Origin of the sequence: Reyranella sp., from assembly GCF_965227665.1 — a bacterium.
GTDB lineage: Bacteria > Pseudomonadota > Alphaproteobacteria > Reyranellales > Reyranellaceae > Reyranella.
In genome coordinates, this window is sequence record NZ_OZ245767.1 from 4,366,761 (window position 1) to 4,379,459 (window position 12,699).

The 12,699-nt window shown below is 67.3% G+C and carries 11 protein-coding genes and 1 pseudogene; 5 read left to right on the plus strand and 7 right to left on the minus strand.

Annotated features, from left to right (window positions below; all coding sequences use genetic code 11):
- Positions 1 to 11: 11 nt before the first annotated feature.
- Positions 12 to 521, plus strand: coding sequence for a DUF1772 domain-containing protein (locus tag ACO07I_RS21120; RefSeq protein WP_422010804.1), 510 nt, complete (start codon positions 12 to 14; stop codon positions 519 to 521).
- Positions 522 to 546: 25 nt separating this feature from the next.
- Here ACO07I_RS21120 and alsS read toward each other — a convergent pair whose 3' ends face one another.
- On the minus strand, positions 547 to 2,205 hold the full coding sequence (gene alsS, locus ACO07I_RS21125) for an acetolactate synthase AlsS (protein WP_422010806.1): 1,659 nt from the start codon (positions 2,203 to 2,205) through the stop codon (positions 547 to 549).
- Positions 2,206 to 2,294: 89 nt separating this feature from the next.
- Between alsS and budA the strand changes: the two genes are divergently transcribed.
- The 3 genes and pseudogenes from budA to ACO07I_RS21140 all read left to right on the plus strand — a co-directional run bounded on the left by budA (position 2,295) and on the right by ACO07I_RS21140 (position 4,143).
- Complete coding sequence (budA, locus tag ACO07I_RS21130) at positions 2,295 to 3,131, plus strand: acetolactate decarboxylase (protein ID WP_422010808.1); 837 nt, start codon at positions 2,295 to 2,297, stop codon at positions 3,129 to 3,131.
- Positions 3,132 to 3,222: 91 nt separating this feature from the next.
- A pseudogene (locus ACO07I_RS21135) lies at positions 3,223 to 3,648 on the plus strand (2-dehydropantoate 2-reductase N-terminal domain-containing protein); the annotation flags it as partial.
- 108 nt (positions 3,649 to 3,756) lie between these two features.
- Positions 3,757 to 4,143: a ketopantoate reductase C-terminal domain-containing protein gene (locus tag ACO07I_RS21140; RefSeq protein ID WP_422018338.1), complete on the plus strand. Its 387-nt coding sequence runs from the start codon at positions 3,757 to 3,759 to the stop codon at positions 4,141 to 4,143.
- A 33-nt stretch (positions 4,144 to 4,176) separates the two neighbouring features.
- Here ACO07I_RS21140 and ACO07I_RS21145 read toward each other — a convergent pair whose 3' ends face one another.
- The gene (locus ACO07I_RS21145; RefSeq protein ID WP_422010810.1) at positions 4,177 to 4,539 is read right to left on the minus strand and encodes a hypothetical protein; all 363 of its coding nucleotides are present in this window, start codon (positions 4,537 to 4,539) and stop codon (positions 4,177 to 4,179) included.
- 294 nt (positions 4,540 to 4,833) lie between these two features.
- On the opposite strand from ACO07I_RS21145, the gene ACO07I_RS21150 reads away from it, so the two are divergent.
- Positions 4,834 to 5,508, plus strand: coding sequence for a retropepsin-like aspartic protease family protein (locus tag ACO07I_RS21150; RefSeq protein ID WP_422010812.1), 675 nt, complete (start codon positions 4,834 to 4,836; stop codon positions 5,506 to 5,508).
- A 19-nt stretch (positions 5,509 to 5,527) separates the two neighbouring features.
- Here ACO07I_RS21150 and ACO07I_RS21155 read toward each other — a convergent pair whose 3' ends face one another.
- The 5 genes from ACO07I_RS21155 to ACO07I_RS21175 form a co-directional block, all read right to left on the minus strand.
- Positions 5,528 to 6,493 carry a Bug family tripartite tricarboxylate transporter substrate binding protein gene (locus ACO07I_RS21155; protein WP_422010814.1) on the minus strand — a complete coding sequence of 322 codons (966 nt, stop codon included), beginning with the start codon at positions 6,491 to 6,493 and terminating at the stop codon, positions 5,528 to 5,530.
- 115 nt (positions 6,494 to 6,608) lie between these two features.
- On the minus strand, positions 6,609 to 8,348 hold the full coding sequence (locus ACO07I_RS21160; protein WP_422010816.1) for a hydantoinase B/oxoprolinase family protein: 1,740 nt from the start codon (positions 8,346 to 8,348) through the stop codon (positions 6,609 to 6,611).
- A gap of 147 nt (positions 8,349 to 8,495) precedes the next feature.
- On the minus strand, positions 8,496 to 10,568 hold the full coding sequence (locus tag ACO07I_RS21165) for a hydantoinase/oxoprolinase family protein (RefSeq protein ID WP_422010818.1): 2,073 nt from the start codon (positions 10,566 to 10,568) through the stop codon (positions 8,496 to 8,498).
- Positions 10,569 to 10,603: 35 nt separating this feature from the next.
- Positions 10,604 to 11,743, minus strand: a complete 1,140-nt coding sequence (locus ACO07I_RS21170) for a CaiB/BaiF CoA transferase family protein (RefSeq protein ID WP_422010820.1) — start codon at positions 11,741 to 11,743, stop codon at positions 10,604 to 10,606.
- A gap of 103 nt (positions 11,744 to 11,846) precedes the next feature.
- A complete protein-coding gene (locus ACO07I_RS21175) occupies positions 11,847 to 12,617 on the minus strand; it encodes a ferredoxin--NADP reductase (RefSeq protein WP_422010822.1) in 771 nt (256 codons plus the stop codon).
- Positions 12,618 to 12,699: the final 82 nt, after the last annotated feature.

Here is a 12,699-nt window from a genome sequence, read left to right on the forward strand (position 1 = left end):
GAGTTTCACGGATGCGCCACGTCTTCTTCGTCCTCGCCTTGCTGTGCACCGCGCTCAACGCGGGCATCTTCTATTCCTTCTCGACCATCGTCATGCCGGGTCTCGATCTCGGCGGCGCCATGTCGGCGGTGAATTCGATGCACGGCATCAACACCATCGTGCGCAGTCCGCTCTTCGCCGTCGTCTTCTTCGGCGCCCTGATCCTGCCGCTGCTGGCGGCGCTGGGCGCCCGCTCGGCCGGTCACCGCGGTGCGGCGCGGCTCGCCGCTCTTGCCGCGCTGATCCATGCCGCCGCGGTGATCGGCGTCACCCTGCAGGTCAACGTGCCGTTGAACGAGACCCTTGCAACCGTGGCCGGCGCCGATGCCAACGCGGCGAGCTACTGGAAGGACTTCTCGGTGCCGTGGGCGTCTTGGAACCACGTCCGCTCGTTGGGGGCGATCCTGGCTTTCCTCTGCCTGCTCGGCGCCTGGGCGGTCGACCTGACCTCGGCCGGCCGCCGGTCCTACGGTCTGCGCTGAACGCGGACCCTGATCGACGAGGGCGTCAGATGATGACGTCCTCGTGCATCGCGGCCATCAGGCTGGGATTGTCGCGATAGTCGACATGCACACCGACCAGCACCGGCCCTTCCATCGCCATCGCCTTGCGCAGCGTCGGGCCGACGTCATTGGCGTCCTTGATCATGAGGCCTTGCGCACCCATCGACTCGGCGAACTTCACCAGGTCGACGGGGCCGAAATGCACGCCTGAATCGCGGCCATAGGCGGCGACCTGCTGGATGCCGACCATATTGTAGCTGCCGTCGATCCAGACCAGATGCACGAAGTTGCACTTGAGGCGCACCGCCGTCTCGAGTTCGACCGCGGAGAACAGAAAGCCGCCGTCGCCCGACACCGACAGAACCTTGCGGCCGGGCTCGGCCAGGCAGGCCGCGATGCCCCACGGGAGGGCGACGCCCAAAGTCTGCTGCCCGTTGCTGATCATGATCTGCCGCGGCCGGTGGCTGATGAGATGCCGCGCCATCCAGATATGAAAGGAGCCCATGTCGGAGCAGAGCGTCACATCCTCGTCGATCAGCGTCTGCAACTCGTGAACAAGCCGCAGCGGGTGGACGGGCGCGCCGGAGCGTTTGGCCGCCTCGGCGGCTACAGTCGCGCGCTCGCGAAGAATCTCGGCCAGCAGGTCGGACTGCGTCGGGCGGTCCTTCGGTTGCACGAGGGCCGACAGGGCCCGCAGGGTGGCCGCGCTGTTGCCCATCAGCTCGAGATCCGGACGGTAGTGTTGGTCGAAGTCCGCCGGAATGCAGTCGATGTGGATCAGCTTGCGCTTGCGGCCGGCATTCCAGAGCGCGGGGTCGTATTCGACCGGATCGAAGCCCACGGTGATCACCAGGTCGGCCTCGTCCAGCAGGCGGTCGGCCGGCTGGTTGTGGAACAGGCCGACCCGTCCGCCGAAACAGTCGAGCCGGTCGCGCGGGACCACGCCTGCGGCCTGATAGGTGCCGGCCACGGCGAGGCGCGTACGGGAGAGCAACGCGCGCACCGCCTGGGCGACGTGCCCCTGGCTGGCCAGCATGCCGAGCAGCATCACCGGCCGTTGCGCAGCGTCGATCATGGCGGCAGCGGCGGCGATCGCCTCGCTGTCGGCGGCGCCCATCGCCGGGACGGTTGCCGGGGTGAGCACGGCGCCAGGAGCGGGGGCCTTCATGATGTCCTTGGGCAATCCGATGAAGGCGGTGCCCGGGCGGCCGGACTCGGCGGCGCGGAACGCGGCGGCCGTCACTTCGGAGATCGCCGACGGCGAATCGATCTCCGCCGCATACTTGGTAATGGGCCGCAGCAGCGCCACCGTGTCCATGCTCTGGTGCGCCTGCTTCAGCCGGTCGGCGATCGGCACGGCACCGCCCAGCGCCACCACGGGATCGCCTTCCGTATTGGCGGTGGCCAGACCGGTGGCGAGGTTCGAGACACCCGGGCCCGAAGTGACGAGGACGACGCCGGCCTTGCCGGTGAGGCGCCCGAGCCCGCCGGCAATGAAGGTCGCGTTCTGCTCATGCCGGCACACGACCAGCTTGATTTTCGATTCGACCAGCGCATCAAACACGGGATCGATCTTGGCGCCGGGGATGCCGAATATGTATTCGACGCCCTGAGCCTCCAGATTGCGCACCAGCAGGTGTGCGCCGTTCTTCGGGTCGCTCATCGTGTTGCTCCGCTCTCGATTTATCGCCGTGTCCGGGTGATCATGCCCGTCCGGGCCGTCCTTGTCGCCCGCGATGGAAGGGTGGCGCAATGCCGAGGCTGACGACCGAAGTGTATCAATCGCTCATGGATGCGCTTGTGGCGCACTGCGAGAAGACCGGTGAACCGTTGCGCCATTTCGTGTCGCGGGCGCTGTCCGAAGCGCTGGGCCTCGATCACTCGACCCTGTTCCAGGTCTCGACCACTGGAGCCCTGGTGCAGGGCATCTACAACGAGGCCGTCACGGTTGGCGGCCTCAGGCCGCACGGAGATTTCGGCCTCGGTACCTTCGAGGGGCTGGATGGCGAGATGGTCGTCCTGGACGGTACCTTCTATCAGGCCCATGCCGACGGCCGCATCACCTTGCCGTCGGACGACGCGTCCGTACCGTTCGCGACGCTCACCAACTTCCATCCGCAGCATCGCGGCAAGATCGAGAACATCGAGTCGATGTCGTCTCTCATCGCCGCACTCGACGGATTGCGGCGGTCGGACAACCTCTTCTTCGCTGTGCGCCTCGATGGTCATTTCGACGAGGTCTACTGGCGTGTCGCCTGCAAGGTCGAAGCGGGGGTGCATCTCGACAAGGCGACCGATGCCCAGGCCGAGTTCCGGCAGAAGGACGTCAGGGGCACGATGCTGGGCTTCTGGACCCCCGCCTACTCGCGAACGATCGGCGTGGCGGGCTGGCATCTGCATTTCCTCACCGAGGATCGCAAGAGCGGCGGTCATGTGCTGGGCGCCAAGGCGGCGTCGCTCGACGTCCAGGTCCATGATCTCGACAATCTCCACCTTGCGATCCCCGAAACACGGGAATTCCTGCACGCCGACCTCACGCAGGATCCGGCGGCCGCGCTGGAAAAGGCCGAGATGGCAAAAGATCGCTAGGCCAACGCCAAGGAATCGTCGCGCGAAGCCCGGTCCCGCCACCTCTAAGGTCAGGCGCATCAAACCTGAGGGATTGGACGTGCGTATTCTGGTGGTTGGTGCCGGTGCAATCGGCGGCTATTTCGGCGCTCGGCTGCTGGCGGCGGGGTGCGACGTCACCTTCTGGTACGGTCGGGCCGGGCGGCGCAATTCGCCAGGACCGGCCTGGTGGTGAAGAGAAAGTTGGGCGACCTCGACCTTCCGCCGCCGCCAACGGTTACGGCCGACGGACTGGGCGAGCTCTACGACCTCATTCCTGCTGAGCTGCAAGGCGTTCGACCTCGACAGTGCGATCGATTCGTTTGCGCCGGCGGTCGGGCCGGACACGGCGATCCTGCCGCTGCTGAACGGGATGAGTCATCTCGATTTGCTGGTGGCGCGCTTCGGCGAGTCTGACGTGCTGGGCGGTCAGTGCGCCATCTCGCTGGTGCTCGATCCCGAGGGGCGGGTGCTGCACCTGAACGAAGGCGGCACGATTTCCTTCGGCGAACGCTTCGGTTCGCGGACACCGCGCGTCGAGGCGATCGCGGAAGCCTTCGCCACCGCCGGAGTCCATGGCGGAGCGACCGAAACCATCCTTCAGGAGATGTGGGAGAAGTGGGTCTTCATCGCCACGGCCGCCGGCATCACCTGCCTGATGCGCGCCGCGGTGGGGGACATCGTGACGGCGGGAGCAGCCGATTGCACGCTGGCCTTGTTCGACGAGATCTCGTCGATCGCAGCATCACAGGGTTTCGCGCCGAGGCCTGCTGCCGGGCAGCGCGGACGGACCATGCTTACGACCGCGGGCTCGCCGTTTACCGCGTCGATGCTGCGCGATATTGAAGCCGGCCGGCCGATCGAAGCGGATGACATGTTGGGCGACCTGTTGAACCGCAGCGGCAGGATGGACGGTTTCCCGATGCTGCCGCTCGCCCACACCCATCTCAAGGCCTATGAGGCGCGTCGGGTGCGCACGCACACCACGCCATAGAGGGGGACGCCGGCGAACCGGCGTCCTGTTCGATCAGGTCTTGGGTGTCGTCGGGTTTGCCAGGATTTCGGCGCAGGCGCGTGCGACGTCCGAATCGGCTTCCTTGGCTCCTGGCATGGTGGCGAATCCGCTCTTGGCCACGACGTTGCCGCGGTCCCAAGTGCTGGCTTTGCCGAGTTCGCCGATCTTCGTTGCAGCATCGTCCTGGCGCTTGAAGCGGTCGACACAGATTGGTGCCAGGGCGGCGACGACGGCATCATGAGCCGCCGACGCGGAGTCCTTGCGCGCCGTTCCGCCGGTGACCCAGCCGCCCCAGGTGAATCCGACGACCGCGCAGAGCACGGCGCCGCCGACGGCAGTCCAGATCAGGGTGGAGATGTTCTTTGGCATTTCCATGGGAAGTCCTTTCGGGGCCATGCAGCCCCCGCCAGCCGGCGCGCGCAGAATTGCGCAGCCGGCGATCGACAGAACGAGGATACTCGTATGCGGGGGCGGCAACAGGAGCCTGCCCAGATGCGGGTCGCCTCGTACGGGGCGGGAGCACACGCATCTCTCAGCCATCGCAGGCCGACCATTTGGTGGGCGATGGTATAGACTTCGTACAGGTTGCACGCGGGAGTGTCCAACCGGCTTAAGCGGTGACCGACGAGAACAATGAGACAGACACTCTTCATAGTGACGCTTGCTGCGATGCTCCTCTTTGGAGCCCGAGCCCCTCAGGCGCAGGAGGCGGCGCAGTTCATTGCGCAATGGCAGAGCAGCAATGCGGTCTGCCGCGCGCCAGCCACGCCCGCGCTCGAAGCGATCGCCGCCTGCGAGCAACGTGACACCTATTCGAAGCTGCTGTCGGCCTCGAACTATTGCTATGGACCCATCGAAGGAGCGCCCGCGGGCTGGACGCCGTGCGGCGGCGATCCAGCCGCCGGCAAGCCCAGCGAGAAAGCGCTCAAGGACGCGGCGCTCGCGCGGGCGACGCAACAGTTCCAAAGGATGGGCGGCGTCTTCGTCCTGCCGGCGACGATCAACGGCACCTCGACCGCCTATTTCATCGTCGATTCGGGAGCCTCGAACGTCCAGATCTCGGAGGAACTGGCCGACGAGCTGAAGCGCAATGGCTCGCTCACCGAGGCCGATTCGCTGGGGCAGCGGCGTTTCATCCTTGCCGATGGCAGCGGTCGTCAGCAGCGCATCGTGCGGCTGCGCTCGATCAAGATCGGCGAGCGCACGATGGAGAACGTCATGGCCTCCGTCAGCCCGGGGCGCGGCCACGGGCTGCTGGGGCAGAGCTTCCTGCGCCGCCTCAGCTCATGGAAGATCGACAACGTGAAGAACTCGATCGAGTTCGAGTTCACCGGGGCGTTCTAGAGGGGGAAGGTCCTGCCGATCAGGTCGGCGCGGGGATCTTCGCGTCCTTGATCACCTTGCGCCAGCGCACGGTCTCGTCGGCCAGGCGCTTGGCGTAGGCCTCGGGCGTACCGCCGGTGGGGATGAAGCCGAGCGACGTCAGCCTCTCGCGCACCGCCTCGACCTTCAGCGCGGCGTTCACCGCGGCGTTGAGCTGCTGGATGATCTCCGGCGGCGTGCCCGCCGTCGTCGCCACGCCGAAATAGACGGCAGCCTCGAGTTCAGGCGCGCCGAGTTCACTTGCGACCGGCACGTCCGGGATGTTGGCGACGCGGCTCTTGGCGCCGCAGATCAGGCCGCGCATTGTGCCGGCGCGAATCTGCCCGTCGACCGGCGTGGTCACGTCGACGAAGGCCGGGACGTGGCCGGCGACCGCATCTCGGAGCGCCTCGGCGGCGGCCTTGTAGGGGATGTGCTGGAGCTTGCCGTTGGTGCGCGTGGCGATCACCTCGCCCCACAGATGCGGCAGGCCGCCCGAGCTGGAGGTCGAATAGTGGACGGGGCCGGGCTGCGCCTTCACCCACTCGATGAACTCGGCGAAGGTCTTGGCCGGGTTGTTGGCATTGACCGCGAGCACGCACGGGATGTCGGCGAGCTGCGCCACCATCGCGAGGTCCTTCTGCGGATCGATCGGCATCGGGATGTCGAACGCCGGCTGCAGCGCCGCCGTGGTCGTCAGGATCATCAGGCTGGTACCGTCGGGCTTGCTCTTGGCGACGTTCACCATGCCGACCATCGTGCCGCCGCCGGGCCGGTTCTCGACCACGATGTTCTTGCCGGTGTCGGCCGACATGCGCTCGGCCAGAACGCGGCCGGCCGTGTCGGTCGAGCCGCCGGGACCATAAGGCACGACGAGACGGATCTGGCCGCTCTGCCCGAAGGCGATCGAGGGCAGGGTGAGGGCGGCGGCGGCGGTGCCGGCCACGAAGCTACGGCGCTGGATCATGTGAAGTCCTTCCCTGATTGTTTTCATTATCGGGGAGGAAACTAAGTCGGGAGTTCTCTTCGCGGCAAGACGAGCACGATCCCTCCGACCGCCAGCCGAACGGCAGATGGCGGATTCAGGGCAGCGGTCTGCGCAACTCCTCCGTGCGCGCGGCATCGACGCTGCGGCCGTTTGCAGCGATCGCGACCGCGTAGTCCTTTTCGGCGTTCTCGACGCTCACGATGCCGTCGCGAACGTCGCGCAGCACATTTTCCGGATCGCGCGTTTTTGGATCTCCGTAGCCACCACCGCCGGGCGACAGCGCGCGGTAGGTCCCGGGACCATGGCGTTCCACGCCGTATTTCGGCGCCTGGATGTGCGTGCCGTCGGCCAGGGTGAGAACGACCTCGCCACCGGCACCGGCCTGTCCGCCTGCGACGCCGAAGCTCGAGGGTGCGCCGGCGCCTTCGCCGCGAAAGGCATAGTCGGCCGGGGTGAAGATCTCGACCTCATAGTCACAGCCGGCGCCACCGCGGAATCGGCCCGCGCCGGCGGTGTCGCAGCGCATTTCCTGGCGGCGGAAGCGCGCCGGGTAGAGCTGCTCGTAGGTCTCGAGGTTGGGCAGGGTGAGACCGCCCAGGGTGATGAGATGTCCGATCAGGTGGAATCCGTCGCGGCCCTCGACGCCACCGCCGGCCGGCGCACCGGCCCATTGATACATGACGTAGCGGCCGCCCCCTCCATCCTTGTCGTCGCGCAGGCCCGCCGTGACCGCGTGCACCGCCTTCGACCAGCCGGCCGAAGCGCGCTCGGGCAGGGCCTGGGCCAGCGCCTTCCACATTGCGTGGATGATCTCGTGCGCCACGAACACCGTGTTCATCGTCATCGGCGCCGGCATGCGCGCGTTCACCAGCGTGCCTTCGGGCAGCCGGATCTCGACGCTTCGGAAAGCGCCTTCGTTCTTCGGCAGGTCGGGCTCGAAGAACGATGCGAGCGACATGAAAACCGCCGAGGTCGAGTTGGCGATCGAGCTGTTCTTGAAGCCGCGCACTTGCGGCGAGGTGCCGGCAAAGTCCACGACCAGCTTGCGGTCCTTCACCGTGATCGCGACGGCGATCTTCGCATCGATCGGCTCGAAGCAGTCGTTGTCGACCGGTTCCTCGCCCTTCCAGACTCCCTGTTGCAGGCGGTCGATGCAGGTCTGGAAGCGCCGATCGGCATGGTCGAGCACACCTTCGAAGAAATCGTCGGCGCGATCGATCCCCAGCTCTTCGACCAGCAGCGCCAGGCGCTCCGCACCGATGCGCGTCGAGCCGATCATGGCGCGCAGGTCGCCGTCGAGCGCCTCGGGCAGGCGCGTGTTCAGCATCAGCAGGCGCCACAGGTCGTCGCGCACCTTGCCGGCCTCGATCAGTTTCAGCACCGGCAGGCGGATGCCTTCGTGGAAGATCTCGGTGGCGGCGGAGTTATAGGTGCCGGCTGCACCGCCGCCGATATCGGCCTGATGGGCGCGGTTGCAGGCGAAGGCCACCAGCTTGCCGCCGGCGAACACCGGCCGCGTGATCACCCAGTCGGGCAGGTGGTTGCCGCCCGCCGTGTAGGGATCGTTCAGCAGGAACACGTCCTCGGGCGCGATGGCGTCCTTGAAATCGCGCAGGATGGCGCGCACGGCGAAGCCGCCGCCGCCAGTATGGATCGGGATACCGTCGGCCTGGCTGATCAAGGTGCCGCGCGCGTCGGCGATGAAGCAGGAGAAATCGTGGCTCTGGCTGAAGATCGGCGAGCGCGCGGTACGCGTCATCACCCAGCCCATCTGGTGCGAGATATGGTCGAGCCGGTTCTGCACCAGCGCGAGCGTGACGGGATCGAGGTTCATTCGCTGATCCTCCAGTCGTTTACCTCACCCTGAGGAGGCCGCGCAGCGGCCGTCTCGAAGGGGCGGCACGAGCACCTTGCCTGTTGCCCATCCTTCGAGACGCACGCCTGCGGCGCGCTCCTCAGGATGAGGTGGTGTGGGTGAGAGCTACGCGGCATTGGCGCCGACATGGACGAGGAAATCGTCGCGCTCGTCGACTTCGAGCACGTCGCGGGGGCCGACGAACGCCGTCGTCGTGCGTTCCTCGACCAGCAGGGGCCCATCGAGGCGACAGCCCGGCCGCAGGTCGGCGCCGTCGTAGATGGGGACGTCGAGCCAGCCGGTCGCCGGATCGATCCAGACCTTGCGGGTCTCGCGCGGCATGGGCGTGTCGGTCTGGGCTGAGCGCGCTGCGGGGGGTGTCCAGTCGAGACGGCCACGTCCCACCACTCTGAGCGCGGTGATGTCGATGCGGCCGCCCGGCTGGATATGGCCGAACAGGCGCTGGTGCTCGGTCTCGAACGCTTGGCGCGCCGCGGCGGCGTCGAAGCCTGATGCGGAAAGCGGCGCACGCACCGGCCATTGCTGGCCATCGTAGCGCAGGTCGAGCTGGCGCTCGATCGCGACCTCGCCTTCGCCGAAACCATCACGCGCCAGCGCTTCACGGGCGCGCGCCTCGAGCTGGGCGAAGCCTGATTCGAGCGTCGCGGTCTCGACCTTGTCGAGATCGGCGAGGAAGACCTGCAGGTAGTCCTGGCGCACGTCGGACTGCAGCATGCCCATGGCGCAGAAGGCGCCGGCGGCGCGTGGCAGGAGGGCGCGGCGGCTGCCCAGCGCGCGGGCGACGGCGGTGCCGTGCATCGGGCCGGCGCCGCCCGCGGCGACGAGGGTGAAGGTCGCGGGATTGTGGCCGCGCTCGATGCTGAGCCGCTCGACCGCATGCAGCAGGTTTTGCTCCAGCAGCCGGATGACGCCGGCCGCTGCCTCCTCGACCGAGAGGCCGAGCGGTTTGGCGAGCTTGGTCTCGATGGCCTTGCGGGCGAGCGCCGCGTCGAGCGTGACGGCGCCGCCGGCCAGCGGGCCGGGACGCAGGCGGCCCAGCACGAGCTGTGCGTCGGTGACGGTCGGGTTCTCGCCGCCCAGCCCATAGGCTGCGGGGCCGGGGCGGGCGCCGGCGCCCTGCGGGCCGGCATGCAGGAGGCCCGCATCGTCGACCCAGGCGATCGTGCCGCCGCCGGCGCCGACCGTGTGGATCTCTACCGAGGGGGTCGTGAGATGGTAGCCGTCGATGGTGAGTTCGTCGGTGACCGGCACGTCGCCGCTCGCCATCACCATCACGTCGCAGCTCGTGCCGCCGATCTCCATCGAGATCAGGTTGGCCTTCTCGCCGGGTGCGGCGCAGCCCTTGAGGGCGCCGACGCCGGCGGCGGGGCCCGACAGGACCAACATCACAGGTCGCGCGGCCACCTGGTCGACGGAGACGGCACCGCCATTGCTCTGCAGCAGCAGCAGCGACCGCGGCAGGCCGAACTGGCGCAATTGCTCGTCGAGGGCGCGCAGGTAGCTCGTCACCTTGGGCGCCACATAGGCGTTCACGACGGCGGTCGAGCCGCGCTCGTACTCGCCCATGGTCGGCATGACCTCGCTCGACAGCGAGATCCATTTGCCGTTCCACGCTTTCGCGAGCTGACTGCCGACGGCGCGTTCGTGCGCGCCATCGAGGAAGGAATTGAACAGGCAGACTGCAACCGACTCGACGCCTTCCTCGGCGAACACCTTGGCCGCGGCGTCGACGTCCTCAGGCTTGAGCGGCGCCAGCTCGGTGCCATCGGCCGCGATGCGGCCGCGCACCGGGAGTCGCAGATAGCGCGGTACGAGCACCGGCGGGAACGGCGCGCGGTGGTCCCATTGGTTCTCGCGGATGCCGCGACGGATCTCCAGCGAATCGCGGAAGCCCTCGGTCGTCAGCATCCCGACTTTGGCGCCCTTCTTCTCCAGGATCGTGTTGGTCGCGACGGTCGAGCCGTGCACGAACAGCGCGCAGTCGCGCAGCAGGGCGGTCAGTGTGATGTCGAGCTGCTTGGCCGCCAGGCGCAGCACGCCCAGCACACCTTCGCTGGGATCGGCCGGGACCGACGGCGACTTGAAGATGCGCACGGCGCCCGCGGCGTCGCGCAGCACCATGTCGGTGAAGGTACCGCCCACGTCGACGCCGATGCGCCAGGGGGCGACGAGGCCCATTCCGGAAGCTGGGGCGGAGGACGGGGCGGCGCCGGTCACTTGGACAGGCTTCCCAGCACTTCGTCGGTATGTTCGCCCAGTGTCGGCGCCGAGCGCGCCGAATGCGGCCGGACGTGATCGAAGGCGATCGGCAGGCCGACCACCTTCGGTCCGCCGGGCAGCTGCTGGATGAGCTTCGACGCCTCCATCTGCTCGGTGCGCGCCAGCTCGCCGATATCGTTCACGGCCGCGCAGGGCACGCCGGCCTTCTCCATAGCGTCCAGCCATTCGGCGCGAGGCTTCGCCTTGAGAGCCTCGGCGATCATCGGCAGCAGCTCGGCCTTGTGCGCGACCCGCTGCGCACTCTTCGCGAATTTGGGGTCCGTTGCCCATTCGTCGTGGCCCAGTACCTTGGCGCAGCGCGCCCACAGCCGGTCGTTGCCGGGTGCCAGGCAGATCGGATGGTCGGCCGTGTCGAAGGTCTGATAGGGCACGATGACGGGGCTGCCGGTGCCGTGGCGCTGCGAAACCGTGCCGTTGGCGAGATAGCCGTTCACCTGGCCCTCGACCCAATGCACCGCCGAGTCGAACAGCGACGTGTCGACCAGGCATCCCTTGCCGGTCTTGTCGCGCAGGCGTAGCGCGGCCAAAGCACCGATGGTGCAGAACATGCCGGTCGCCTTGTCGTTGATCGAGGCGCCGCAGAAGGTCGGCGGATCCTCCGGCCGGCCGGTCACGCTCATCATGCCGCCATAGGCCTGCAGCAGCGGATCGAACGCCGGCTTCATGCGCAGCGGTCCCTGGTAGCCGAAGGCCCAGATCGAGCAGTAGATCAGGCGCGGATGGCGCGCGAGCATCGTCTCGGGACCGATGCCCACCTCGTCGACGACGCCGGGCCTCAGGTTCTGGATCAGGATGTCGGCCGTCTCGCAAAGCTTGTGGAGCCTGTCGACGTCCTCCGCGAGCTTGAGGTCGAGCACGACCGAGCGCTTGTTGCGGTTCTGCGAGTAGAAGTAGAGCGAGGTCTTGCCGTCGGGGCCGAAGGGAGGGCCCCAGATGCGGGCATCGTCGCCGCCATCGGGCTTTTCGATCTTGATCACGTCGGCGCCCATGTCGGCCAGGATCACCCCGGCCAGCGGACCGGCCAGCGCTTGGCCCACTTCGATGACGCGAACTCCCTCGAGCGGTAGTGTCACTTTCAATCCTCTTCCCGAGCCTGACGGCATGCGTTCCTCGCCGGCATCCTAGCCGCCGGTGCCCGTCGCACGCTACTTGAAGAGGCTCGCGAAGCGGAACCGACTACTCGACGAAGGCCTTTTCGACGACGAACTCGCCCGGGGTGGTGGTGCTGCCCTCCGTGAGGCCCATGCCTTCGAGCAGGGCGCGGATGTCGGCCAGCATCTGGACGCTGCCGCAGAGCATGAACCGGTCGTTCTCGCGCGACATCGGCGGCAGGCCGACATCCTTCGCCAAGGTGCCGTTCTCGATCAGGTGCGAGATACGGCCGCGATACTTGAAGGGCTCGCGGGTCACGGTCGGATAATAGATCAGCTTGTCGCGGACCATGTCGCCCAGGATCTCGTCGGCCGGCAGCTCGTCGGCCAGGGCTGAGCGATAGGCCAGGTCGCGGACATGGCGGCAGCCATGGACCAGGATCACCTTCTCGTAGCGTTCATAGACTTCCGGATCGCGCACGATCGACAGGAAGGGGGCGAGGCCGGTGCCGGTGCCCAGCAGGTAGAGATTGCGGCCTGGGGTCAGGCTGTCGAGCAGCAGGGTGCCGACGGCCTTGGCGCCGACCAGCACGGGATCGCCCGGCATCAGGTTCTTGAGGTGCGAGGTGAGCTTGCCGTCGGGCACCTTGATCGAGAAGAACTCCAGCTCGTCCACGTAATGCGGGCTGGCGATCGAGTAGGCGCGCAGCACCGGCTTGCCCTCGACTTTCAGGCCGATCATCGTGAACTGGCCGCTGGCGAAGCGGAAACCCTTGTCGCGGGTGGTCCGGAAGCTGAACAACTCGTCGGTCCAGTGATGCACCGACAAAACGGTCTCGTTCCTCAACGCGCTCACGCTAAACGCTCCTACGCAACGGTCCGGCCTGCTACCGGAAGAGACGGAATATAATGCGGTGCAGCAAAAATAGCCAGATAAG

Excerpts from the sequence above, each read along its gene's own strand:
- ACO07I_RS21120 (WP_422010804.1), top strand. The coding sequence starts at position 12 with ATGCGCCACGTCTTCTTCGTCCTCGCCTTGCTGTGCACCGCGCTCAAC.
- alsS (WP_422010806.1), bottom strand. The coding sequence starts at position 2,205 with ATGAGCGACCCGAAGAACGGCGCACACCTGCTGGTGCGCAATCTGGAG.
- budA (WP_422010808.1), top strand. The coding sequence starts at position 2,295 with ATGCCGAGGCTGACGACCGAAGTGTATCAATCGCTCATGGATGCGCTT.
- ACO07I_RS21140 (WP_422018338.1), top strand. The coding sequence starts at position 3,757 with ATGTGGGAGAAGTGGGTCTTCATCGCCACGGCCGCCGGCATCACCTGC.
- ACO07I_RS21145 (WP_422010810.1), bottom strand. The coding sequence starts at position 4,539 with ATGGAAATGCCAAAGAACATCTCCACCCTGATCTGGACTGCCGTCGGC.
- ACO07I_RS21150 (WP_422010812.1), top strand. The coding sequence starts at position 4,834 with ATGCTCCTCTTTGGAGCCCGAGCCCCTCAGGCGCAGGAGGCGGCGCAG.
- ACO07I_RS21155 (WP_422010814.1), bottom strand. The coding sequence starts at position 6,493 with ATGATCCAGCGCCGTAGCTTCGTGGCCGGCACCGCCGCCGCCGCCCTC.
- ACO07I_RS21160 (WP_422010816.1), bottom strand. The coding sequence starts at position 8,348 with ATGAACCTCGATCCCGTCACGCTCGCGCTGGTGCAGAACCGGCTCGAC.
- ACO07I_RS21165 (WP_422010818.1), bottom strand. The coding sequence starts at position 10,568 with ATGGGCCTCGTCGCCCCCTGGCGCATCGGCGTCGACGTGGGCGGTACC.